We start from the raw sequence: 24492 nt of genomic DNA, 5'->3' as shown, positions 1-24492 counted from the left end.
GCTGCGCTGAGCCGGGCTACCAAAAACGGGTAGCCCGGCTCTACCGTTACCCCAGAATCTCCCGCACTACCGGGCCTATCGCTTCAAAGGCCTGCGGCGAGATAATCTCGACGTGGGCGCAGTTCTGGCTGAACACCTCCAGCTCGCCAACCCACGGCCCCCATGCGACCTGCGGATCCATCCCTTTCTGGCGCGTTTTCTCCGCCACAAATAGCGTTGCCTTACCGTCAAACTTCGCGCTGTGCGCGGTCGTCAACAGGCGCACCGCATCGGCGTAGTTACCTTCAATCGCGCTGAACAGCTCGCCGGAAGCCTGCCCCTGCTGTGCGGCGAGAAACGCTTCGCGCTCGCGGGCGATTTCCGCCAGCACTTCGGGATCCAAGCCGTTCGCCTCTTTCTCCGCCCAGTTTTGCGTCTCCGGCGGCCAGGTATCGAGCAGGCCAAGGAACGCCACCTCTTCGCCGCGCTGGCGTAAACGGGCGGCAATCCCCTGCGCCAGCGTTCCACCGAGCGAATAGCCAAACAGATAGTAAGGCCCATGCGGCTGCTGCGCTAAAAGCGTGCGCAGATGATGCTCGCAGACCTCGTCGAGGTTGGCGGCGGAGGCCATTGGCCCCGTCGGACGCGGCGACTGAATTCCGGTAATCGACCAGCGCGGGCTAAGATAACGCGCCAGCACGCTGAACTGCCAGGCAAAACCGGAAGCCGGATGGAAGCAGAACAGCGTCGGACCATCGCTCTCGCGCAGCGGCAACAGCGCATCAAAGCCAAGACGCTGCGCCTGCTCGTCGCTCAGGTCGGAAGCCAGCAATGCGCTCAGCTTGCCGACCGTCGAAGCGACCATCACCTGCCCCGGCGTCACCTGCCGCGCCAGCTCGCGGCTAAGCTGCGCCGCCAGCCGCATCGCCAGCAGCGAATGGCCGCCGAGGGCGAAGAAATCGGCGTCGATATCATTTACCTCGCAGCCCAGCAGTTGGCTGAACGCCGCGGCAACGGTCATTTCGGTAGCTGATTGCGGCGGGCGACCGCTGCGCTCGCTGCTTAAGGAGGGGAGCGGTAGCGCTTTACGGTCCAGCTTACCGTTGGCGCTGAGCGGGAAGGATTCCAGTTGGATCAGCACCACCGGCACCATGTGCGGCGGCAGCTGTTCGCTAAGACGCGCCTTCAGCGCCGCCACGTCCAACGGCTGGCCGGACTCGCTCACCAGATAACCGACGAGCTGACGGGCATCGCCACCGGTGGCCGCGGCCTGATTGAAGACGCAGGCGTGGCACACCGCCTGCGCGACGTCCGGCAGCGCCGCCATCACCCGGTCGATCTCGCCAAGCTCAATGCGCTGGCCGCGAATTTTCAACTGATCGTCGCTGCGGCCAAGATACTCTACCGCCCCGTTATCCAGCCAGCGCGCCACATCGCCGGTGCGGTACATGCGCTCGCCGGGGGCAAACGGGTCGGCAATAAAGCGGCTGGCGGTGAGATCCGGGCGCCCCAGATAGCCCTGTGCCAGCTGAATGCCCGTTAAGTACAAATCACCCGCCACGCCCGGCGGCACCGGGCGCATGGCGGCATCAAGAATACGTAATCCAGTGTTCCATACCGGCCAACCGATGGGCACGCTGTTGCCGGTGACCGCCGCCAGCTCTGGCCCACAGGCGGGATACCAGCTGACATCCACCGCCGCTTCCGTCGGTCCGTACAGGTTATGCAGCGGCGCGCCGGTTAAGCGTTCCCATTCGCGACACAGTTCCGTCGGCAGCGCTTCGCCGCTGCAGAAAACGCGTTTTAGCGTCCGGCAGGACGACACATTATCGCTATCCAGCGAGGCGACAAACGCCGCCAGCATCGACGGAACAAAGTGGGTGGTGGTCACGCCGTACTGCGCGAAGAACCGCTGCATCGCCTGCGGATCGCGATGCGCCTCCGGCGCCGCCATCACCAACTGCGCGCCGGTCATAAACGGCCACCAGAACTCCCATACCGAGACATCAAAGCTGCACGGCGTCTTCTGCGCAACCACATCTTCGGCGGTTAACGGATAGTGATTTTGCATCCACAGCAGGCGGTTCACGATGGCGGTCTGGCCGACCATCACCCCTTTCGGCCGCCCGGTGGAGCCGGAGGTGAAGATGATATAGGCGGTATGTTCCGGTTTTGACAGCGCCAGCGGCGTATCATCTTCAGCGGCCAGCGGCTGCTGATAACACAAGCTGCTCAGCCCAGGAATATCGCTAAAACGGGCCAGTTGATCGTCAGAGGTAATCAGCAGCGATGGCTGCGCATCCTCCAGCATCATCCGCAGACGGTCATCCGGGTAGCCGGTATCCAGCGGCAGCCAGGCGGCGCCGGCTTCGACGATACCGTGCAGCGCCAGCGTCAGGAAGACCGAACGCGGTAAGGCAACCGCCACGCTATCTCCCGGCTTCACGCCGCGTTGCCGCAGCAGGTTGGCCAGCGCCACCACCTGCTGGCGCATTTCGCGGTAGCTAAAGCGCCAGTTGGCATCCGCCAGCGCCGGGGCATCCGGCGTTTTCCGCGCCTGTTCCGCCACCAGCGCGCTGAGGGTGGTGGTCGGCAGCGGCATCGCGGTATTGTTGATCAATGCCAGCTGCGCGCCTTCTTCCGCCGACAGCATCTCCGCTTCGCCGCAGCGCAGCGCCGGATTGGCGGCAAACTGCGCCAGTAACGATGTCAGACGCGATACGTGGCGGTTCAGCGTCGCCTCATCGTAGCGTGCTTTGTTGGCGAGGATCTCCAGCGACAGGCCGCCGCGTTCGTCCGGGAACAGTGCCAGCTCGAGGTCATTCACCGGGCCGGTGGCGAGGGTATGCGTCTGCGCCTGCACGCCGTCGATATCCAACTGGTAATCAAAGACTTTGATGTTCAGCACCGGACCGAACAGCGGTTCGTCGCCCGCCGCTTTGCCGCTATCGCGGACAATTTGCTCAGCATCGTAGCGCTGATGGCGGCGCATTTTTTTCAGCTGCCCGGAGAGTCGCGTCGCCAGCTGCGCCAGCGTCTCCTGCGCGTCGATATTCACCGCCAGCGGCAGTACGTTGAGTACCGGGCCGGTAGCGGTCAGCGCCGCCGATCCCATGCGGCGCATAAAGATAAAGCCCGCCGCGTAATCCATGCGGCCGCACAACCGTCCCAGCCATAACGCCGTCAGCGCCAGCGCCAGATCGGCACGCTGGCACTGCGGCGCGCTGGCGGCGAGCTGGCTGAAGACAGCCGGATCGGCCTCCAGTTTCAGGCGCCAGATATCACTGCTGGTCGCCCGCCCGGCCAGCGGCGCGTCAGATAGCGAAGCCGGAGACGGCAACGCCTGACGCTGCGCCTGCCAGAAGGCTTTATCGCGCTGCCACGCCTCGCTGCCGTAGTAGCGCTGATACTCTTCCACCACCTCGGCGAACGGGGTAAACGGTGAATCCGGCGTCTCTTCCCCGCGTTGCCAGGCGCGATAAATCGCGGCGATCTGGCGGGTAATGGCCGGGAAGCTAAAGCCATCAACCAGCAAATGGTGATAGCGCTGATACCAGTACCAGCAATCGTCGCCAACGCGCATGAGCTGATGGCAGACCAGCGGATTACCGCTATCGACACGCAGATTCTGCCCGAGATCGCTTTGCATCAGGGCCAGCGCGGCCATGTGCGGATCGGCCTGCTGGCGCAGGTCGACGTTTTGCGGCTCGGCAAACTCGCGCGCGTCATCAACCCACTGCCACGCTTCGCCGTTATCTTCGCAAAAGCGCATGCTCAGGGTATCGGCCTGCTTAAGCCCGGCGACGATCGCCTTACTCAGCAGCGCCGGATCGAGATTGCCGCGCAGTTCAACATAGTGGGCAACGCTCCAGGCGCCGGGTAGCGTAGAGAGGCGTTCAGCCATCCAAATCCCTGGCTGCGCCGCAACCAGCGGTAAACGTGTACTCATCGAAAGCTCCTCAGGAGGCGTAGTGCGCTGGAATAAGGGTTGACCAGTTGGCGGCAAGCCAGGCGTTACAGGCCTCTAATGACTGCGGCGGACACTCCACCGTCCAGCCTGTCGGCAGCGCGCAGTGATGCGGCCACAGGCTAAATTGCCCCTGTGCGTTGCGCAGAATGTAAAACTGCCCTTGGGGATTATCGAAGGGGTTGCTGAATTGCATCTCTCACTCCTCGTTAAGCGCGTGTTGTTGCCCGCGGCGCAAAGACTGCCACAGCTGGATAAGCCCGGACGTCAGCCCGCCGCGCCAGCATAGCGCGTCATGCCCGCCGTCAACCTGGCGCCAGAAAATGGACGGCGTGGTCTGCCGCAGCTGCGCGAAAAGCGCCTGGTTGGCGCGAAAAATAATCGGTTCGCGCACGCCGGCTTCCAGCCAGATACGCAGCCCCTGCGGCCGAAGTTCGCCGCGCTGCAGTTGTTCAAGTATCACCCCCGGCTGGCTACCGCCGCGCTGCGGCCACCAGTACGACCCCGACTGGCTCAGGACGCAGCCAAAACGCTGCGGCCAGTGGAGCGCGGCATACATCGCCGCCAGACCGCCAAAGCTCTGCCCCGCCACCACCGTCCGGTCGGCGCGATCGCTGAATGGCGCCACGGCGTGCACCTGCGGCAGCAGTTCTTCCTGTACCGCCAGCCAGAAATCACGGTTGCAGGGCAGCTCGACGCTGCGGTGTTGATTGTCGATAACGTCGATCAGCACATAGACCGCCGGCGGTAGGCGGCCTTCCCGCGTCAGCCCCGCCAACGGCGCAAAAATCGGCATGCTTTCGGCCCAGAACTGGCCGTCAAGCAGGACCGCCAGCGGGCGATCCGTCCCACTGCCGGTGGTGTAAATCCACACTCGTCGCTGGTTACCTAATCGCTGGCTGCGCCATTCAATACAGCGCGGCGCAGGCGAAACCGGCTCGCGATAATGCCAACCCGGCTGTTCCGGCGCCTGCGGCAGTTCCAGCGCCGAGACCGCGTGGCCGCGTCCCCCCTTCCAGCTTTGCGGATTGCGGGGATCGGCAATCGCCCGTGGCAGCAGTTTGCGCCAGCCTTCGCGCAGCAGCGCGCGGTCCGGCGCTTCACCGTTAAAAAGCTGCGGGGAAAAATCGTCGTCGCGTTCGGAGGGAATAAAACAGTAGCTGCCGCGCCAGCTGGCGGGGAGCGTGGTTTGCCAGCGCCAGGCATCGGTACCGGGGATGCGCTGCAGGGTTTGCGGCGCCGCGTTGTGGTGATGATCGGTGACGCCGGTAATGTAAATCCACACCCGCCGAATCGGCGACGTGGTTTCGCTGCCGGCCGGATCGCGCCACCAGAAGGTCACCCGATATGCGTCGCCCAGCGCCTCAGTCTGCGGGCCGGCGATCCCCCGCCACCAGTCGTCACTTCCCGTTATTTGCATTCCGTCAGTAACCCTATGTTTACCGTGATTTTTATCAACAAAGGTAATATTTATTGATAATATTATTGATAACTATTTGCATTTGCAATAGCGTATTAACGCGCCTATGGGTAGCGCGTCTTCTCATTACATTAAATCAAGGTCAGAGAGGGTCTTTTCTGAGCGTTTGGCTCGGTCGGCTACGGAAAGCGTTCACCTTCTACTGGCTACATTTATGCCGTCTCCCCTCCCGGTGGGAAGGGGCTTCTGGGGAAAGCGGCAAAGAAAAGCGGAACTGACTTACAATGAATAACAGGATTAAGTCCCTGGCCTTAATGGTCAATCTGGGTATCTACGGGGTGGCATTCCCGCTGTGCGCGGCAGAAGAAACCACCGACAGTAAACAAGCCGCCGGTGAAGAAACGATGGTCGTGACCGCCGAGGTGCAAAACCTGCAGGCGCCGGGCGTTTCGACCATTACCGCCGATGAAATTCGCAAACGTCCGCCGGCGCGCGACGTTTCTGAAATCATCCGTACCATGCCGGGCGTCAACCTGACCGGCAACTCCACCAGCGGCCAGCGCGGCAACAATCGCCAGATTGATATTCGCGGTATGGGCCCGGAAAACACCTTAATCCTGATTGACGGTAAGCCCGTGACCAGCCGTAACTCCATTCGTCTCGGCTGGCGCGGCGAGCGCGACACCCGCGGCGATACCAGCTGGGTACCGCCGGAAATGATCGAACGTATTGACGTTATCCGCGGCCCGGCGGCGGCGCGCTACGGCAACGGCGCGGCAGGCGGCGTGGTCAATATCATTACTAAAAAATTCGACAACCAGTGGCATGGTTCGTGGAACGCCTACATGAACATGCCGGAGCATAAAGACGAAGGCGCGACCAAGCGTACCGACTTTAGCCTCAGCGGCCCGCTGGGCGGCGATTTCAGCTTCCGCATGTACGGCAACCTCGATAAAACCCAGGCTGACGCCTGGGATATCAACCAGGGCCACCAGTCTGAACGCACCGGCATTTACGCCGATACCCTACCCGCCGGGCGTGAAGGGGTAGAAAACAAAAACATCAACGGCGTGGTGCGCTGGGATTTCGCGCCGATGCAGTCGCTGGAGTTTGAAGCCGGCTATAGCCGCCAGGGCAACCTCTACGCCGGTGATACGCAAAACACCAACAGCAACGATCTGGTGAAAGAGAACTACGGTAAAGAGACCAACCGTCTCTATCGCAATACTTACTCCGTGACCTGGAACGGCGGCTGGGATAACGGCGTGACCACCAGCAACTGGGCGCAGTACGAACACACCCGCAACTCGCGTAAAGGCGAAGGTCTGGCGGGCGGCACCGAGGGGATCTTCAGCAGCAACCAGTTTACCGATATCGACCTGTCGGACGTGATGCTGCACAGCGAAGTCAATATTCCGTTCGACCTGTGGGTTAACCAGAACCTGACGCTGGGTACCGAATGGAACCAGCAGCGCATGAAGGACAACGCCTCCAATACTCAGGCTCTGTCTGGCGGCGAAATTCCGGGCTACGACAGCACCGGCCGCAGCCCGTATTCGAAAGCGGAAATCTTCTCCCTGTTCGCCGAGAACAACATGGAAGTGACCGATACCACCATGCTGACGCCGGCGCTGCGTTTCGATCACCACAGTATTGTCGGTAATAACTGGAGCCCGTCGTTGAACCTGTCGCAGGGTCTGGGCGACGACTTTACCCTGAAAATGGGTATCGCCCGCGCCTATAAAGCGCCGAGCCTGTATCAGACCAACCCCAACTATATTCTCTACAGTAAAGGTCAGGGCTGCTACGCCAGTAAAGAAGGCTGCTATCTGCAAGGGAATGACGACTTAAAAGCCGAGACCAGCATCAACAAAGAGATTGGCCTCGAGTTCAAACGCGACGGCTGGCTGGCGGGCGTCACCTGGTTCCGTAACGACTACCGCAACAAGATTGAAGCGGGATATGCCCCAGTTTATCGCAATACTAAAGGGACCGACCTGTACCAATGGGAAAACGTGCCGAAAGCGGTTGTTGAAGGGCTGGAAGGCACGTTGAACGTGCCGGTCAGCGAGACGGTGAACTGGACCAACAACATCACCTACATGCTGCAGAGTAAGAACAAAGAGACCGGCGATCGCCTGTCGATTATTCCGGAATACACGCTCAACTCGACGCTGAGCTGGCAGGTTTATCAGGACGTTTCCGTGCAATCGACCTTCACCTGGTACGGCAAGCAGGAACCGAAGAAGTACAACTACAAAGGCCAGCCGGTTACCGGCAGCGAGAAGAACGAGGTCAGCCCGTATAGCATTCTCGGCCTGAGCGCGACCTGGGACGTGACCAAAAACGTCAGCCTGACCGGCGGCGTGGATAACGTCTTCGACAAGCGCCACTGGCGCGCGGGTAACGCCCAGACCACCGGCGGCGACAAAGGGAGTATGTACGGCGCTGGCGCGGAGACCTATAACGAATCCGGCCGTACCTGGTATATGAGCGTCAACACCCACTTCTGATGACAACCCTCAAAGAGCACGGACGCTCCCCTCGCCCCTTTGGGTGAGGGTTAGGAAGAGGGGGAAATCTGCAGATTAGTCAGCTCGCTATCCCCCTCACCCCGGCCCTCTCCCTGGGAGGGAGAGGGAGAAAAAGAACCCTCATTCACTTTTAAGCACGTTTATCAGCAGTCTGACGCCCTCCCCATGGAGGGCGTTGTGCTTCAACCCCGTACTGACTTCTGTACTCGCGCGACAATCGACGCCGCGTCAAAACCGTGATGTTGACGCAGCCATCCGCGATCGGCGGCCGCCGCATACTCGCCATCCGGGATCCCCAGACGCTGCAAGGCAATCCCCGCGCCCGCTTCCGCCAGCACTTCGGCGACCAGGCTCCCCAGCCCGCCGTTGACGTTATGTTCTTCGACGGTAATAACTGAACGGCATGACTGCAGCGCCGCCAGCAGCGCCGCGGTATCGCAGGGACGAATCGACGGCACGCTGACCACTTTCGCCTCAATGCCGAGGTCGGCAAGCTGCTGCGCCGCCTCCACCGCCTCGTGCACCGTCGAACCGGTCGCTACCAGCGCCACCGCTTCGCCTTCGCGCAGGGTCAGTACCGCGCCGGGCACAAAACGGTACGCTTCGTCATGCAACTCCGGCAGCGCCTTGCCGTCAAGGCGGATATAAACCGGCCCCTGATACGCCAGGGCGTAGTCGATAATCTGCCGACATTCGCGCGGCGTGGAGGGGGCGAAAATCTGGATATTGCCGAAACCGCGCATTACCGCCAGGTCGTCAATAGCATGGTGGGTACTGGCCAATGGGCCATAGCTGGCGCCGGCGTTAAGGCCAAAGAGCTTGACGTTGGTGTTGTTGTAGCAGACATCAACTTTAATCTGCTCGTTAGCGCGGGAGACAAGGAACGGCGCGGCGTTACAGGTCACCGCCACTTTACCGCCGAGCGCCAGCCCAGCGGCGGTGCCGACCATGCTCTGCTCGGCGATACCGACGTTAACCAGCCGTCCGGGGAACTGCTTAATAAAGGGAGCGATCTTGGCCGTTGAGGTGGAGTCCGCGACCACCGGCACCAGATCGACGCCCTTTTCCACCGCGGCGATAAACGCCTCGACCATCACATTCGCCAGGTGTTCTGCATTACTCATCTTTCAGTTCCTCCAGCGCCAGTGCGATTTCCTCGCCTTTCGGCACCCGGTGGTGCCACTCCGGGCGCCCCTGGATAAAGGAGATGCCCGCGCCCTTCGTGGTGTTGGCAATAATGACGTTAGGTTTACCGTTCTGCTGCAGCCCTTCGATAGCCGCGACCACCGAGGCCATATCGTTGCCGTCGCATTCGCTGACCTCCATGCCGAAGGCGCGCCATTTATCGGCCAGCGGATCGGTATTCATAATTTCACGGGTTGGCCCGGCCAGCTGAAGATTGTTCTTATCATTAATAATGACCAGGTTATCGAGGCCATAATGGGCCGCCGCCAGCGCCGCCTCCCAGTTACTGCCTTCCGCCAGTTCGCCGTCGCCGGTGATTAAAAAGATGCGGCGGGGGCTGTTGCTTTTCTTTGCGGCCAGCGCCAGCCCCACCGCTACAGGCAAACCGTGTCCCAGCGCTCCGGTGTTAAGCTCAATGCCCGGCGTTTTCTGCCGCACCGGATGTCCGGGAAGGTGCGAGTTCGCGTGCTGGTAGGTCTCCAGCCATTCGATCGGGAAGAAACCGGCTTCCGCCAGTACGCAGTAGTAGCAGCCCACCGCATGGCCTTTCGACTGGATATAGATATCGCGCTGCGGGTCGTCAAGACGCTCGGGCGCCGCATTGAGTACGCGGAAATAGAGCGCGGTTAACAATTCGACCTGCGACAGGTCAGCCCCAGTGTGACCGCCAGCCGGACTATTGGCGTTTAAGCGGACAATGTGGCGGCGCACGGCGCGCGCTTTGCGCTCAAGCGTCTGGATATCAAATCTGTAGGGATTCATTTAATACCTCTGAATTTATTTTCAATATGGAATATTTATTCCAACAGGAACTAAAAAAACCAGATATCCCCATGTCGGTGGTTAGCCTTACACCACAGCGCCGTACTCAGGAACATTCTGCCTCCCGCTCCAGGCAAGCCCGGATAAACTCGTTGACTCAAAGCCACCTTGAATATATATTCAATGATGATTCTTTATTCGATTATGACCTGGCTGTTTTGTTTTTGTCCATAGTCGATTTTGATGAGTGGTAAAAATTTGACCACCATCACACTTAAGTGTGATTTTTTTTCGCGTATGATAGAAGTCACTACGATAATGGCTGCAGCTAAACGCCTGAAGAAAGGCGATAAATGATTTACGAGGATAAATATGGCTAAGCAGGATGAACAACGGCTATTGGTGAAGATTGCCACGCTTTACTATCTGGAAGGACGAAAGCAGTCTGATATCGCCCAACTTCTCTCGCTGTCTCAGTCATTTGTCTCTCGCGCGATTACCCGCTGCCAAAAAGAGGGCGTTGTCAAAATCAGCGTCGTACAGCCATCAAATATCTTCCTCAATCTCGAAAAGGGGCTTGAGGATCGCTACGGGCTTAAACAGGCGGTGGTGGTCGATACCGAAGAAGAGGCCAGCGACCATACCATCAAGCGGGCGATTGGCTCAGCCGCCGCGCACTACCTGGAAACCCGCCTGCGGCCAAAAGATCTGATTGGCGTCTCTTCATGGAGCTCAACCATCCGCGCGATGGTTGATGAGGTTCACGCGCAAAACCTGAAGGCCAGCGGCGTCATCCAACTGCTTGGCGGCGTCGGGCCCAACGGCAACGTGCAGGCGACGATCCTCACCCAGACGCTGGCCCAGCGTCTTAACTGCGATGCCTGGCTGCTGCCGTCGCAGAGCATCGAAGGTTCCATGGAAGAGCGCAACCGCCTGCTGGCCAGCAAAGATGTCGCCGACGTGGTTTCACGCTTTGACGAGGTCGATATCGCCATTGTCGGCATTGGCATTCTCGAACCTTCCCAGTTGCTGAAAACGTCGGGTAACTATTATCACGAAGATATGCTGCAGGTGCTGGCGGCGCGCGGCGCGGTTGGCGATATCTGCCTGCACTACTACGACAAATACGGCCAGCCGGTGTTACGCGAAGATGAAGATCCGGTGATCGGCATGGCGCTGGAGAAAGTCAAAAAATGTCCGAACGTGGTCGCGCTGGCCGGCGGCACCGACAAAGTCGCGGCAATTAAAGGCGCGCTTACCGGAGGCTATATCGATGTTTTAATCACCGATTACCCCACCGCCAGACTACTGGTTAGCGACTAATCCTCTGCAGTTTTATGCCTCGTCAATCCCTGAGGCTGTTTTTTCAGCAACAGGGATTGCAAAATAACTCATTTTAATTCAACACATTAAACAACCACCCTCCCCGCCTTCGTGTCATATTCCCAATCTGTGAAATGTGATTGCCAGCACAATTGATGATTTTTCAGGTAGCCCATCACCGGGTTTGTGGCTTAAGGTATCAAATAAATAATCACTATCGAATATATATTCAGTGATTAAAAAGCGATAACGATATGTCACATCATGGCCTGCATAGACGCATGCAATGGCCGGAGACCATCTCTGTTTCCGCCGTTCCAGGACAATGTGTGACCGAGGAGAGCATCATATGCAGGCGACAGCCAAAGAGTTCATCATTGCGCTGGATGAAGGCACCACCAACGCGAAAGCCGTGGTGCTGGACGGCAAAGGCAAGGTCAGCGTCAAGTTCTCGCAGCCGCTGGCGATCCAAACCCCGCGCGAAGGTTGGGTGGAACAATCCGGCGAGGCGCTGATGGCGGCCTCGCTGGCAGTGATCGCCAAAGCGGTGGCGCACGTCGGTGCGGAAAACGTCGCGGCGCTGGCTATCAGTAATCAACGCGAAACTGCCATCGGCTGGTATCGCGCTAGCGGCGAACCGATTAACGCCGCCATCACATGGCAATGTACCCGCAGCGCCGCTTTCTGCGACACGCTGCGTCGCGATCGTCAGGAGCAGCGCATTAAGCACGCCACCGGCCTGCCGATTGCGCCGCTGTTTTCCGCCTCCAAAATGCGCTGGCTGCTGGATGCCACTCCCGATGGTTATCAGCTTGCCGCGCGCGGCGAGATTTGCCTCGGCACTATCGACAGCTGGCTGCTGTGGAATTTAACCGGCGGACAATCTTTCTTCTGCGATTACTCCAACGCTGCCCGCACCCAATTGCTGAATCTGCACCGCGGCGAGTGGGATGAGGAGATGCTGACGCTGTTTGGTATTCCGCGCGCGGCGCTGCCGGAGATTAAACCGTCGAGCGGGCTGTTCGGCTACACCAAAGGGCTGGCGGCGATCCCCGACGGTATCCCGGTGATGGCGATGATTGGCGACTCCCACGCCGCGCTATTCGGCCACGCCCTTGGCGAAGCTGGCTGTGTGAAAGCCACCTACGGTACCGGCTCCTCGGTGATGGCGCCGGTCCAATCGGCCCAGTGCGATATTGCCGCCCTGGCGACCACCGTCGCCTGGCACGATGGCGACCAGCTGGTGTGGGGACTGGAAGGCAACATCCCCCATACCGGCGATGCGGTAGCATGGATGGCTGACAGCACCGGGCTGAGCGAACTCTCCGCAGCCGACCTGGCCCATGAGCTGAATACCCTGCCCGCCTCCGTCGATTCGACTTTAGGGGTCTACTTCGTACCGGCGCTAACCGGGCTCGGCGCGCCCTGGTGGGACGACAGCGCCCGCGGGGTAATCTGCGGCCTTAGCCGCGGGGTCAAGCGCGCGCACCTGATCCGCGCGGCGCTGGAATCCATTACCTATCAAATCGCCGACGTGGTGGCGGCGATGCGCCAGCACGCTGAATTCACCCTGACGGCATTAATGGTCGACGGCGGTCCAACCAACAACGACTGGCTGATGCAATACCAGGCCGACCTGCTCGGCTGCCCGGTGATGCGCAGCGATATCCCGGAACTGTCCGCCATCGGCGCGGCGCTGCTGGCGCGAAAAGCCCTCACTCCCGGTGAAACCGCCGACCTGCAAGCCTTCTTAACCGAACACAGCGCTTTTCAACCCGACATGGCCCGCCACCAGCGCCTACAGCAGCGCTGGCAGGAGTGGCGCCATGCGGTAAACAGAACATTATGGAAACCGGATTCGCCGGCCTGATGCCCATCGGCGTCAGATTGGGCGACGAACCTTATTAACCCACTACAGGAGAACCCCGGCCCATACCGATGTATCGCAACCCCCGAATTTATTCTGGGGAAATTTCAGACCGTAAACCCTGCCCGCTCAGGGATCATTTGTTCGAATATAAAAATACAGGAACAGAGTCATGAAATTACGTTTAACTCTTTTAACCGCTGCGACCCTGACCGCCTTTTCCTTTGCCGCGCATAGCGCCGAAAAAGGCACCATTATGATAATGGTTAACTCGCTGGATAACCCTTATTACGCCTCGGAAGCCAAAGGCGCCAGCGAAAAAGCGCAAGCCCTCGGCTATAAAACGACCGTGCTTTCGCATGGCGAAGATGTCAAAAAGCAAAATGAGCTGATTGATACCGCCATTGGTAAAAAGGTACAGGGAATTATTCTCGATAATGCCGACTCCACCGCCAGCGTCGCCGCCATTGAAAAAGCCAAAAAAGCGGGTATTCCGGTGGTCTTAATTAACCGTGAAATTCCGGTTGATGATGTCGCGCTGGAACAAATTACCCACAATAACTTCCAGGCCGGTTCAGAAGTCGCCAACGTATTTGTTGAGAAAATGGCGGAAAAAGGCAAATACGCCGAACTGACCTGCAACCTCGCCGATAATAACTGCGTCACCCGTTCTAAATCCTTCCACCAGGTGATTGACCAGTACCCGGATATGGTCAGCGTGGCAAAACAGGATGCCAAAGGCACCCTGATCGACGGCAAACGCATTATGGATAGCATTCTGCAGGCTCACCCGGATGTCAAAGGGGTGATCTGCGGTAACGGCCCGGTGGCTCTTGGCGCCATCGCGGCGCTGAAAGCGGCCAATCGTAACGATGTGATTGTCGTCGGCATCGACGGTAGCAACGACGAACGCGATGCGGTGAAGGCAGGCACGCTACAGGCGACCGTGATGCTCCAGGCGCAGGCCATCGCCGCCCAGGGCGTTACCGATCTCGATAACTACCTGCAAAAAGGCGAAAAGCCGGCGAAGCAGCGCGTGATGTTCCGCGGCATTCTGATTACCCAGGATAACGCAGATAAAGTTCAGGACTTCAATATCAAGTCCTGAGTTCGGGTGGTTGCGCCCCTGCGGGGGCGCAGAGGAGAGCATTATGTATAAGAAAACCTGTCTGGCGCTGGCCGTTCTGGCGCTTGGCGGCTGCCGCATCGTCTCGCAGCAGGAGCTGGCAGACCTGAAATCCCCGCCCAATCCGCATATGGCGAACATCGATAAAACCTGGCAGCAGAGCATCGTGCCGCAGGTGGTCGCCAACGCCCGCCCAGTGGCGGAATTGATGAGCGCGCTGAAGGCGCAAAAAGATATCGATAGTGCCTGCAAAGCGCTGGGCTACCGCGCCCAGGACGAAAACCCGTGCATCTTTTACGTCAAGGTGGCGGGCGCCGTCAGCAAGCTGGATAGCGCCTCGCGCAGCGGCAAGATGACCCTTGCCGATGGCAGCATCGGTAATGTAGTGGTGCAGATTGGCCCTACTCTGCGCGGCACCCTGCTGCGCGACGGTTACCGCGGCGCCAGCTACCAGGACTTTAACGACCAGGTGCTGTTTGGCGAATACAGCAAAAATATTAATAGTCAGGCGGTCAAAATGATTCAGGCGGCCAACCTGAAAACCGGCGACAACGTAGAAGTGTATGGCGTCTTCTCGGCCTGGGATATTCCACAAACTATTCCGGAAATCACCCCGGCGAAAATCGTTCATCCGGGGGGACAATAATATGACGCCGCAAGATATCGTCGCTCCCCAACCAGTCGAATCTGAAGTGATTATCGAAACCCGCGGCCTTTCGCGCATTTATCCCGGCGTGACCGCGCTGGATAACGTGAATTACCGGGTCTATCGAAATAAGGTTAACGTTCTGATCGGAGAAAATGGTGCGGGTAAATCCACCATGATGAAAATGCTTGCCGGCGTTGAAACGCCCTCCTCCGGTCAAATTATTCTCGATGGCGAAGCGGTGACTTTAAACTCTACCCACCAGGCAGAGAAATTAGGCATCAGTATTATTTTTCAGGAACTGAATTTATTCCCCAATATGAATGTGATGGACAACATATTCATGGCTAATGAATTCTTTCAGAAAGGACGCATCAACGAAAAATATCAATATGCGTTAGCCAAATCGCTACTGGAGCGGCTGGAGCTCGACGTCGATCCCTACACGCAGCTGGGCGAACTGGGGATTGGCCATCAACAGCTGGTTGAAATCGCCCGCGCGCTATCGAAAGACACCCGCGTGCTGATTATGGATGAACCCACCTCGGCGCTGAGCCAGTCAGAAGTCAAAGTGCTGTTTAAGGTTATCGAGCAACTTAAGCGCCGCGGCGTCACCATTATCTACATTTCGCATCGCCTCGAAGAGCTGATGGAGATTGGCGACAACATCACCATTTTCCGCGACGGCCGCTTTATCAGCGAGCGTAACGTCAGCGACGCCAGCGTGCCGTGGATCATCGAGCAGATGGTCGGAGACAAGAAAAAGCACTTTGATTATCAGCCCGCGCCAAAAGGCAACGCGGTGCTTGAGGTCAAGGGGCTGACCGCGCTGCATCCGAGCGGCGGCTACAAACTCAATGATGTCACCTTCACCCTCAGCAAGGGCGAAGTGATCGGTATTTACGGCCTGCTGGGCGCCGGGCGCACCGAGCTGTTTAAAGGGCTGGTCGGCCTGATGCCCTGCCAGAGCGGCGAGGTACATCTTAACGGCGAAAGCATCGGTAAATCTCGCTTTCAACATCGCCTGAAAAAGGGGCTGGCGCTGGTGCCGGAAGACCGCCAGGGCGAAGGCGTGGTGCAGATGATGTCGATTCAATCCAACATGACGCTCTCTGATTTTAGCCTGCAGGGTTTCCGCCGCGCCTGGAGGTGGCTGAATCCGCAGAAAGAAGAGTTCTGCGTAAAAGAGATGATTCAGCAACTGGCGATCAAAGTAAGCGACGCCAATTTGCCCATCACCTCGCTGAGCGGCGGCAACCAACAAAAAGTGGTGCTGGGTAAGGCGCTGATGACCCAGCCGCAGGTGGTGTTCCTTGATGAACCGACGCGCGGCATCGACGTCGGCGCGAAAACCGACGTCTATCACCTGATCGGCAAAATGGCCCAGCAGGGGCTGGCGGTCATGTTCTCCTCTTCGGAGCTGGATGAAGTGATGGCGCTGGCTGACCGCATCCTGGTGATGGCCGATGGCCGCATTACCGCCGATTTACCGCGCCATGCGGTGACCCGCGAAAAGTTAATCGCGGCTTCAACACCTCAAGATTAATCAGGCTGGAATCCATCATGAACCAGAAATATATGATTTATATGTACCTGCTGAAGGCCAGAACCTTCATCGCCCTGCTGCTGGTGATCGCATTCTTCAGCGTGATGGTACCGAACTTCCTGACCGCCTCTAACCTGCTGATCATGACCCAGCACGTGGCGATTACCGGCCTGTTGGCCATCGGTATGACGCTGGTGATCCTCACCGGCGGCATTGACCTGTCCGTCGGCGCGGTGGCAGGTATCTGCGGGATGGTCGCGGGCGCGCTGCTGACCAACGGGCTACCGCTATGGAACGGCGATATCATCTTCTTTAACGTCCCGGAGGTCATCCTTTGCGTCGCGGTCTTCGGCGTGCTGGTAGGGCTGGTTAACGGCGCGGTGATTACCCGCTTCGGCGTCGCGCCGTTTATCTGCACCTTAGGGATGATGTACGTCGCCCGCGGCTCGGCCCTGCTGTTTAACAACGGCAGCACCTACCCGAACCTCAACGGCATGGAAGCGCTGGGCAATACCGGTTTCGCCACGCTGGGCTCCGGTACGCTGCTTGGCGTTTATCTGCCGATCTGGTTGATGATCGGCTTCCTGGTACTGGGCTACTGGCTGACGACCAAAACGCCGCTTGGTCGCTACATCTACGCTATCGGCGGCAACGAATCCGCCGCTCGCCTCGCGGGCGTACCGATCGTCAAAGCCAAAATTTTCGTCTACGCCTTCTCCGGCCTGTGCGCCGCCTTCGTCGGCTTGATCGTCGCCTCTCAGCTACAAACCGCCCACCCGATGACCGGCAACATGTTTGAGATGGACGCCATCGGCGCCACCGTGCTCGGCGGAACCGCGCTGGCAGGAGGCCGCGGTCGGGTGACCGGCTCGATTATCGGCGCCTTCGTGATCGTCTTCCTCGCCGACGGCATGGTGATGATGGGAGTTAGCGACTTCTGGCAGATGGTCATTAAGGGCTTGGTGATCGTCACCGCCGTTGTCGTCGACCAGTTCCAGCAGAAGCTGCAGAACAAAGTCATTCTGATGCGCCGCCACGAAGAGAAGCTGGCCGCGATCCCGCCGAACGGCGCCACCTCCAGCTAATCGCAACCGTATTCACGTATTCCGCCGGGCCCGGCGCCCGGCTTATCGAAAGGGAAAAAATATGCAACGAGATTTCCATAATAAAACGGTAGTTATCACCGGCGCTTGCCGCGGCATCGGCGCAGGTATTGCGGAGCGCTTTGCCCGCGACGGCGCTAATCTGGTGATGGTCTCCAACGCCGAGCGCGTTCACGAGACCGCCGAAACTCTGCGTCAGCGCTATCAGGCGGATATTTTATCGCTGCAGGTCGATGTGACCGACGAAGCGCAGGTACAGTCGCTGTATGAGCAGGCCGCCGCGCGCTTCGGCGCCATTGACGTCTCCATTCAGAACGCCGGGGTGATCACCATCGATTACTACGATCGGATGCCAAAGGCCGATTTTGAAAAAGTGCTCGCGGTTAACACCACCGGCGTGTGGCTGTGCTGCCGCGAGGCCGCTAAATATATGGTGAAACAGAACCACGGCAGCCTGATTAATACCTCTTCCGGCCAGGGGCGTCAGGGCTTTATCTACACGCCGCACTACGCCGCCAGCAAAATGGGCGTGATCGGTATTACCCAAAGCCTGGCGCACGAACTGGCGCCGTGGAACATCACCGTCAACGCCTTCTGCCCCGGCATCATTGAGAGTGAAATGTGGGATTACAACGATCGCGTGTGGGGAGAAATTCTCAGCACCGAGCAGAAGCGCTACGGCAAGGGCGAACTGATGGCGGAATGGGTCGAAGGGATCCCGATGAAGCGTGCCGGTAAGCCGGAAGACGTGGCCGGGCTGGTGGCCTTCCTCGCCTCCGACGACGCACGCTACCTCACCGGGCAGACCATCAATATCGATGGCGGTTTGATTATGTCGTAATCCCCCGAGGTTAGCGGGCCCTATCGCCCGAATAAGGCATCCCGCATTGGCGCCACCACTCCGGGACGGCCCCCGGTGGCGCTTTGCTTACCGGGGCTACGTAATACCGCCGAAGGGTAGCCCGGATAAGGCGCTACGCGCCGCCATCCGGGAAACCGGGACCCCGACGTTCGACACTATACTGAAGAGAGTAATCACTATGATCGGCAAAGACTTTGCACAGCAGCTGTTTAACCTGCAGGAGCGCGTCGCTTTCGTGACCGGCGCCGGCAGCGGCATCGGCCAAACCATCGCCTGCGCGCTCGCCAGCGCCGGCGCGCGGGTAGTCTGTTTTGATCTTCGCGACGACGGCGGCCTGGCGGAAACGGTCGGCCATATTGAATCCATCGGCGGCCAGGCCTGTTCTTACACTGGCGATGTCCGCCAGCTTGCCGACCTGCGCGCCGCCGTTGCGCTGGCCAAAAGCCGCTTTGGCCGCCTCGATATCGCCGTTAACGCCGCCGGTATCGCCAACGCCAATCCGGCCCTGGAGATGGAAAGCGAGCAGTGGCAGCGGGTTATCGACATCAACCTCACCGGCGTTTGGAACTCCTGCAAAGCAGAAGCGGAATTAATGCAGGAGTCTGGCGGCGGGTCGATTATTAATATCGCCTCGATGTCGGGGATTATCGTTAACCGCGGCCTCGATCAGGCGCATTACAACTGTTCGAAAGCCGGCGTTATCCACCTGTCGAAAAGCCTGGCCATGGAGTGGGTTGATAAAGGGATCCGCGTCAACGCCATCAGCCCCGGCTATACCGCCACGCCGATGAATACCCGCCCGGAGATGGTGCATCAGACCCGCGAGTTTGAAAGCCAGACCCCGATGCAGCGCATGGCGAAGGTTGAAGAGATGGCCGGCCCGGCGCTATTCCTCGCCAGCGACGCCGCCTCATTCTGCACCGGCGTGGATCTGGTGGTCGATGGCGGGTTTATCTGCTGGTAAAACCGGTCTTGCCCCGGCTAACGATGCCTAAGCCGGGGCTATTTCATTCCACTCTTGCACGTCTACGCAGAGCGCATGACGGATCATGAAGATGGCTCATGCCGTATTGAAATTAACTCTCTTTCACTCACTCAATGACTCTGGCAAAAATAGTCTTCAGCAACTGCAGACAATATGAATGCTACTGAATAATAAATCCAGATAAATCGCAAGGTCATTCTGGGAATGTGAAATACCTGCATTTTTATATCAGAACCCAGGGTGGAAAGAGACGATGACAGACTTTACCTTTACGATTAAACGCAGTCGTTTTGATGAACACTATAACCCGGCGAAAAATACGCGTATTACCACCAATTTTGCCAACCTGGCGCGGGGCGAAAACCGTCAGCAGAATCTGCGCAATACGCTGACGATGATTGATAATCGCTTTAATAACCTGGTGCAGTGGGATAATCCGCACGGCGACCGTTATTCCGTCGAACTCGATATTATCTCAGTCGAGATGAATATTACCGCTAACGGCCAGAATGCGGCATTCCCGGTGATTGAGATTCTGCAAACCAATATTATAGATAAAGCCACCAATACGCGTAGCGAAGGCATTGTAGGAAATAACTTTTCCTCTTATGTGCGCGATTATGATTTTAGCGTATTACTGCCGGAATATAATAAAGACAAGGCAACCTTCAGCGTGCCGGAAGATTATGGCGTTCTGCATGGCAATATCTTCAAGCACTTCACGCACTCTGCCGAATACCATGAATGTTTTAAAAAATCGCCGGTCATCTGCCTGAGCGTATCCAATAAGCATACTTACCGCCGGACCGGTAATCAGCACCCTATTCTCGGCGTCGAATACCAGCAGGATGGCGTGGCCCTCACCGAAGCCTATTTCAATAAGATGGGCCTGCAGGTGCGTTACTTTATGCCGGCCAATAGCCTAGCGCCGCTGGCCTTCTTCTGCGCGGGGGATCTGCTTAGCGATTACAGCAACCTTGAGCTTGCTAGTACCATTAGCACCATGGAGACCTTCCAGAAGATTTATCGCCCGGAAATTTACAACGCTAACTCCGCGGCCGGGCAGTGCTATCAGCCGAACCTGAATAATCAGGATCATTCGTTTACCCGGATTGTCTATGACCGCGAAGAGCGCAGCCGCCTGGCGATTGAACAGGGCAAATTTACCGAACAACAGTTTATTAAGCCGTACCAGCATATTCTTGAGCAATGGTCAGCTCATTACGCTCTCTAAATCATAAAAAATAAAGGTCACCTGTATGAAAACATTGCTCCCGACATCCACCGCAGGCAGTTTACCGAAACCGACCTGGCTGGCGCAGCCCGAAACGCTGTGGTCGCCGTGGAAATTACAGAATGAAGAGTTAGTATTGGGCAAACGCGATGCGCTGCGTTTATCGCTCGACGATCAGCTGCGCGCAGGCATTGATATCGTCAGCGATGGCGAGCAGACGCGTCAGCACTTTGTCACCACCTTTATTGAACATCTCAGCGGCGTCGATTTTGAGAAACGGCAAACGGTGAGAATTCGCAACCGCTATGACGCCAGCGTGCCGACCGTCGTCAGCGCCGTCGAGCGCCAGCAGCCGGTGTTTGTCGAAGATGCGAAATATCTGCGTCAACTCACCAACAAACCGATTAAATGGGCCCTGCCGGGGCCAATGACCATGATCGATACGCTGTATGACGATCACTATAAAAGCCGTGAAAAGCTGGCATGGGAATTTGCCAAAATTCTCAACCAGGAAGCCCGGGAATTAGAAGCCGCCGGGGTAGATATTATTCAGTTTGATGAACCCGCCTTTAACGTCTTCTTTGATGAAGTCAATGAATGGGGGATCGCCGCGCTGGAAAAAGCCGTTGAAGGGCTGAAATGCGAAACCGCCGTACATATCTGCTATGGCTACGGCATTAAGGCCAATACCGACTGGAAAAAAACGCTCGGCTCCGAATGGCGCCAGTATGAAGAGGCGTTCCCGAAACTGCAGACCTCTTCTATCGATATTATTTCGCTGGAGTGCCACAACTCGCGCGTACCGATGGACCTGCTGGAGCTCATCCGCGGTAAGAAAGTGATGGTCGGAGCAATCGATGTGGCGACCAACGCCATTGAGACGCCAGAAGAGGTGGCCAGCACGCTGCGTAAAGCCCTGCAGTTCATCGACGCCGACAAGCTCTATCCATCAACCAACTGCGGCATGGCGCCGTTATCGCGTCAGGTCGCCAGCGGTAAGCTGCATGCGCTAAGCGCCGGGGCGGAAATCATTCGCCGGGAGCTGGCGGCGAAATAGTATTCACCGATTTCTACTCTCTGATACTAAAATAGTAGCCGGGTCTACCCGGTTGCTGTTATTTATCCCCACAAGGTTATCATCTCTGTCTTAACTCCTGATGATAATAATCTAACTTACTGTACTTCGGATTAGCCCGATAGTAGATCACGGGCACCTCTTTTCCCACATAAACCTTATCGAGATCCACCATATTAATAGTCATAAACTGATTGGCCTTGCTATAAATTTTACCTCCGGCACTAAAGCTGTACGTTAATACAATACTCACCTCGCCACGATCGTTCGGTGTTTTAGGATAATAAGAGACGATACTAGCGCGAGTCGCTACGGGATCCCTTTTAATCAGCCAGTAGAAGAAAAAACCTCGGGCAAAGCAGAAGACAACCGCAGCCATCAAGGCATAGAAGGGCCCACGAATGATGAGCCCTGAATATTTTTCCATTATATTTCTCATGTAATGATTGTTAATAGTGCGGTCTGCAAAGACAATAAATTATACTCCAGCCTATTACCATTGATCTCAAAATGCGCCCCGCCGCCGCGAAACTTAAACACCACGGGATTAGTTTCGTATTTTAATCCTTTGACGCTAATTTCTGTTAGGGCCAGCGCGGTATCATTAAGTTTGACCGACATCGCCGCCGCTTTATATTCAAAATAATCCGGGCACTGGAGGTCAATTTTCTTTTCTCCTCGCAATATCATGGTATCAGGGGTCGATATCTCGATATCACCGGTAGTCACTTTTTGGGCCCAACCTCCAGCTACGGTTGTTGTTAATCCGCCGATGATGGTATTTTTACGCCCGCCGCTACGGACTATTAATTCATCGCCGTCGTGGATTTCAACGTGCCGTCCTCCCGCGGAAACCTTCAGCCACATGCTGCCATCTTCCAGGGTCAGGTACCGATCGCCGATGTTTATTGTCGTGCAGGCAGTACCATTAATGGTGGTCGTCACATCACCGTTAATCTGTGAAAAATCGCCACCGTCGGTGATGGCCAGTTTTCTCCCCTTCGCGATTGTCTTGGTTTCACCCTGGTTAAAAATGGATTCTTCTGCTTTTTCAACCCTGGTGGTACGCCTGGACAGATAAGTAAAAACGGCGTCATCCATCACTTCATGGGTCTGCGTTTTGCCTATTTTTGTGAGATAGTGGCCATCAATAGCCGCAGTTTTATCGTTCTCTACTGAAATATTCATATCTCTTTCAGCGTGTAAATCAACCGATTCGCTGCCCGCCCGATCTTCGAAGAAAAGATAGCTCGCATTATCTTTATGCCCATCTTTGCTACGGGTCATAAACCCCATCCGCGTGGCCTCGTTCGGTAGCGCCCACGGCGGTAAACTAGATTCGTTATAAACGCGCCCGATAATTATTGGGCGGTCGGGATCGCCGTTAATAAAGTCAACGATCACTTCATCATTGACCCTCGGGATCTGTATCCCGCCAAACCCCTGTCCTGCCCAGACGCTCGATACGCGTACCCAACAGGAACTGCTATCGTCGTTATTTCCTTCTCGATCCCAGTGGAATTTCACTTTGACGCGCCCATATTTATCGGTCCAGATACTCTCAGCCCGAGGGCCCACCACTCTTGCTGTCTGCGGACCATAGGTGCGCGGCCAGGGTGTCGCCAGTGGCGGACGGAAGACGGTAGACGACGGGATCACGACAAAATCAATGCGCTGAATGGCCTGATTATCAGCACCACTGGCGTAACGGTTTTCCTCGAATTCATAATGCGCCTGGATGGTAAGATATTCGCCATTGTCGCCAAAGAACGGCGCGTTGCTTAATTGAAATCGCGCGCCAGGCACAATGCCCGGCGCCGTCGAGGTAGCGTTAATTTTATGCTGTTCCACCTGCCAGCGCTGTTGACGAAGACGGGCGTAGTTTGCCCCCTGTTCATGCTCCACAAAGCGACCAGGCCAGTCATAAACATCAATTTTTCCCGGCCGTGGGGAGAGCGGATTTTGTCGCGCCTGCAGCAACCAGGCATTCGGTTTACGAAAATCATAATCATCAAGGCTATATAGCCCCGGAGTGACGTTATCCTGCATCGCCCAGCGTGAGATGCCCTCGGCCGGCGTACTTCCACGCAATGATGTGTACTGGTAGGGAATGTCTTCATAACCAGTAATCGAATGATAACTTTCAGCGGCATCAACCAGAACCAGCGTATGCTTATCACGATCGTGGCGAAAATAATAAGCAATACCTTCGTGCTCCATTAAGCGGCTGATAAAATCAAAACTACTTTCCTGATATTGAACACAGTAATCCCAGACACGATATTGTTCCAGCAGCGCATCTTCAACATTTACCTGGTGTTCAGCCAATAGCATGACCACAATCTGCGGAACTGTTTTTTCCTGAAAGATGCGCGAATTACGATCGCGCTGCATCGGCCATAAATCTGATTCAAGCGTCAGCGAATAAGCCGCATATCGGTTCCCTGACAGCTCTATCGCCCCCACGCCAATCCCGGTGACTTTGCCATTAAAATATCGCGGTTCTAACGCGTTTTTTACAGGAACAGCAACCGTAACCGACTCTCCCAGCAAGGTGCTACGATCGATACGCGCATCCGTCGCCAGCAACACGGCTTCAAAAGAAAATGGCGTTGAAATTGCTGCATCTCCAGACAATTTCCAGAAAGAAAGTCCGTCAATCGGAAGCTCAACAGATATACGGTTAAATATCGTTGTCGCTCCTGGAAGCAATCCTGGAGGACTCATTATTTCATTCCATTATTTGCAAATAATGATATTTAAGCGTAGATATCCCCCCATGACTATATGACAACCAGTAATAACACAAATAAAACATTTTAATTAAGCACAAATAGTACATTAAATGGCTATTTAATAATTAAAGCTGTAAATTGAC

General features: G+C 56.8%; 18 protein-coding genes. 11 read left to right on the top strand and 7 right to left on the bottom strand.

Annotated features, from left to right (window positions below; translation table 11 throughout):
• Window positions 1-46: 46 nt before the first annotated feature.
• From entF to fes, 3 genes are read right to left on the bottom strand one after another with little or no spacing between them, the layout of a single operon-like run.
• On the bottom strand, window positions 47-3928 hold the full coding sequence (entF, locus tag AC22LX_RS15080) for an enterobactin non-ribosomal peptide synthetase EntF (protein ID WP_045392862.1): 3882 nt from the start codon (window positions 3926-3928) through the stop codon (window positions 47-49).
• Window positions 3929-3938: 10 nt separating this feature from the next.
• Window positions 3939-4142, bottom strand: coding sequence for an MbtH family protein (locus AC22LX_RS15075; protein WP_045392859.1), 204 nt, complete (start codon window positions 4140-4142; stop codon window positions 3939-3941).
• Between the two features lie 3 nt (window positions 4143-4145).
• Entirely contained in the window at window positions 4146-5414 is a 1269-nt protein-coding gene (gene fes / locus AC22LX_RS15070) for an enterochelin esterase (RefSeq protein WP_487334097.1), read from the bottom strand.
• 236 nt (window positions 5415-5650) lie between these two features.
• On the opposite strand from fes, the gene fepA reads away from it, so the two are divergent.
• Window positions 5651-7879, top strand: coding sequence for a siderophore enterobactin receptor FepA (gene fepA, locus AC22LX_RS15065; protein WP_487334066.1), 2229 nt, complete (start codon window positions 5651-5653; stop codon window positions 7877-7879).
• Window positions 7880-8082: 203 nt separating this feature from the next.
• Here fepA and AC22LX_RS15060 read toward each other — a convergent pair whose 3' ends face one another.
• Together AC22LX_RS15060 and AC22LX_RS15055 are read right to left on the bottom strand one after the other, a co-directional pair.
• Entirely contained in the window at window positions 8083-9024 is a 942-nt protein-coding gene (locus AC22LX_RS15060; protein ID WP_063447442.1) for a transketolase family protein, read from the bottom strand.
• Window positions 9017-9847: a transketolase gene (locus AC22LX_RS15055; protein WP_487334065.1), complete on the bottom strand. Its 831-nt coding sequence runs from the start codon at window positions 9845-9847 to the stop codon at window positions 9017-9019. Before AC22LX_RS15055 ends, AC22LX_RS15060 begins: the two co-directional genes overlap by 8 nt.
• Window positions 9848-10219: 372 nt before the next feature.
• Between AC22LX_RS15055 and AC22LX_RS15050 the strand changes: the two genes are divergently transcribed.
• The 10 genes from AC22LX_RS15050 to AC22LX_RS15005 all read left to right on the top strand — a co-directional run bounded on the left by AC22LX_RS15050 (window position 10220) and on the right by AC22LX_RS15005 (window position 21596).
• Window positions 10220-11170, top strand: coding sequence for a sugar-binding transcriptional regulator (locus tag AC22LX_RS15050; protein WP_015367784.1), 951 nt, complete (start codon window positions 10220-10222; stop codon window positions 11168-11170).
• 349 nt (window positions 11171-11519) lie between these two features.
• Window positions 11520-13040: an FGGY family carbohydrate kinase gene (locus AC22LX_RS15045; protein WP_047077909.1), complete on the top strand. Its 1521-nt coding sequence runs from the start codon at window positions 11520-11522 to the stop codon at window positions 13038-13040.
• Between the two features lie 169 nt (window positions 13041-13209).
• On the top strand, window positions 13210-14145 hold the full coding sequence (locus AC22LX_RS15040) for a D-ribose ABC transporter substrate-binding protein (protein ID WP_015367786.1): 936 nt from the start codon (window positions 13210-13212) through the stop codon (window positions 14143-14145).
• A gap of 43 nt (window positions 14146-14188) precedes the next feature.
• On the top strand, window positions 14189-14809 hold the full coding sequence (locus AC22LX_RS15035; RefSeq protein ID WP_045392841.1) for a DUF2291 family protein: 621 nt from the start codon (window positions 14189-14191) through the stop codon (window positions 14807-14809).
• A gap of 1 nt (window position 14810) precedes the next feature.
• Complete coding sequence (locus tag AC22LX_RS15030; RefSeq protein ID WP_045392839.1) at window positions 14811-16355, top strand: sugar ABC transporter ATP-binding protein; 1545 nt, start codon at window positions 14811-14813, stop codon at window positions 16353-16355.
• Window positions 16356-16372: 17 nt separating this feature from the next.
• Window positions 16373-17440, top strand: coding sequence for an ABC transporter permease (locus AC22LX_RS15025; RefSeq protein ID WP_015367789.1), 1068 nt, complete (start codon window positions 16373-16375; stop codon window positions 17438-17440).
• A 61-nt stretch (window positions 17441-17501) separates the two neighbouring features.
• Complete coding sequence (locus AC22LX_RS15020) at window positions 17502-18299, top strand: SDR family oxidoreductase (RefSeq protein WP_020079384.1); 798 nt, start codon at window positions 17502-17504, stop codon at window positions 18297-18299.
• A gap of 199 nt (window positions 18300-18498) precedes the next feature.
• Complete coding sequence (locus tag AC22LX_RS15015) at window positions 18499-19284, top strand: SDR family oxidoreductase (protein ID WP_045392837.1); 786 nt, start codon at window positions 18499-18501, stop codon at window positions 19282-19284.
• Between the two features lie 274 nt (window positions 19285-19558).
• Window positions 19559-20539: a DUF1852 domain-containing protein gene (locus tag AC22LX_RS15010; protein ID WP_487334064.1), complete on the top strand. Its 981-nt coding sequence runs from the start codon at window positions 19559-19561 to the stop codon at window positions 20537-20539.
• Window positions 20540-20564: 25 nt separating this feature from the next.
• Window positions 20565-21596, top strand: a complete 1032-nt coding sequence (locus AC22LX_RS15005; RefSeq protein WP_487334063.1) for a methionine synthase — start codon at window positions 20565-20567, stop codon at window positions 21594-21596.
• 79 nt (window positions 21597-21675) lie between these two features.
• Here the strand turns inward: AC22LX_RS15005 and AC22LX_RS15000 are convergent, their stop codons facing one another.
• Together AC22LX_RS15000 and AC22LX_RS14995 are read right to left on the bottom strand one after the other, a co-directional pair.
• Entirely contained in the window at window positions 21676-22041 is a 366-nt protein-coding gene (locus AC22LX_RS15000; RefSeq protein ID WP_487334062.1) for a hypothetical protein, read from the bottom strand.
• Window positions 22042-22049: 8 nt separating this feature from the next.
• Window positions 22050-24341 (bottom strand): type VI secretion system Vgr family protein, encoded by a 2292-nt coding sequence (locus AC22LX_RS14995; RefSeq protein WP_487334061.1) that lies wholly within the window; start codon window positions 24339-24341, stop codon window positions 22050-22052.
• Between the last annotated feature and the right edge of the window lie 151 nt (window positions 24342-24492).

Source organism: Klebsiella sp. PK01 (assembly GCF_057624675.1).
Note: the sequence above shows the minus strand (reverse complement) of the source record. Positions and strands in the feature narration are given on the sequence as shown.

Bases quoted from the DNA above. Each gene is read 5' to 3' on its own strand.
- entF (WP_045392862.1), bottom strand. From the start codon at position 3,928: ATGAGTACACGTTTACCGCTGGTTGCGGCGCAGCCAGGGATTTGGATG.
- AC22LX_RS15075 (WP_045392859.1), bottom strand. From the start codon at position 4,142: ATGCAATTCAGCAACCCCTTCGATAATCCCCAAGGGCAGTTTTACATT.
- fepA (WP_487334066.1), top strand. From the start codon at position 5,651: ATGAATAACAGGATTAAGTCCCTGGCCTTAATGGTCAATCTGGGTATC.
- AC22LX_RS15060 (WP_063447442.1), bottom strand. From the start codon at position 9,024: ATGAGTAATGCAGAACACCTGGCGAATGTGATGGTCGAGGCGTTTATC.
- AC22LX_RS15055 (WP_487334065.1), bottom strand. From the start codon at position 9,847: ATGAATCCCTACAGATTTGATATCCAGACGCTTGAGCGCAAAGCGCGC.
- AC22LX_RS15050 (WP_015367784.1), top strand. From the start codon at position 10,220: ATGGCTAAGCAGGATGAACAACGGCTATTGGTGAAGATTGCCACGCTT.
- AC22LX_RS15045 (WP_047077909.1), top strand. From the start codon at position 11,520: ATGCAGGCGACAGCCAAAGAGTTCATCATTGCGCTGGATGAAGGCACC.
- AC22LX_RS15040 (WP_015367786.1), top strand. From the start codon at position 13,210: ATGAAATTACGTTTAACTCTTTTAACCGCTGCGACCCTGACCGCCTTT.
- AC22LX_RS15035 (WP_045392841.1), top strand. From the start codon at position 14,189: ATGTATAAGAAAACCTGTCTGGCGCTGGCCGTTCTGGCGCTTGGCGGC.
- AC22LX_RS15030 (WP_045392839.1), top strand. From the start codon at position 14,811: ATGACGCCGCAAGATATCGTCGCTCCCCAACCAGTCGAATCTGAAGTG.
- AC22LX_RS15025 (WP_015367789.1), top strand. From the start codon at position 16,373: ATGAACCAGAAATATATGATTTATATGTACCTGCTGAAGGCCAGAACC.
- AC22LX_RS15020 (WP_020079384.1), top strand. From the start codon at position 17,502: ATGCAACGAGATTTCCATAATAAAACGGTAGTTATCACCGGCGCTTGC.
- AC22LX_RS15015 (WP_045392837.1), top strand. From the start codon at position 18,499: ATGATCGGCAAAGACTTTGCACAGCAGCTGTTTAACCTGCAGGAGCGC.
- AC22LX_RS15010 (WP_487334064.1), top strand. From the start codon at position 19,559: ATGACAGACTTTACCTTTACGATTAAACGCAGTCGTTTTGATGAACAC.
- AC22LX_RS15005 (WP_487334063.1), top strand. From the start codon at position 20,565: ATGAAAACATTGCTCCCGACATCCACCGCAGGCAGTTTACCGAAACCG.
- AC22LX_RS15000 (WP_487334062.1), bottom strand. From the start codon at position 22,041: ATGGAAAAATATTCAGGGCTCATCATTCGTGGGCCCTTCTATGCCTTG.
- AC22LX_RS14995 (WP_487334061.1), bottom strand. From the start codon at position 24,341: ATGAGTCCTCCAGGATTGCTTCCAGGAGCGACAACGATATTTAACCGT.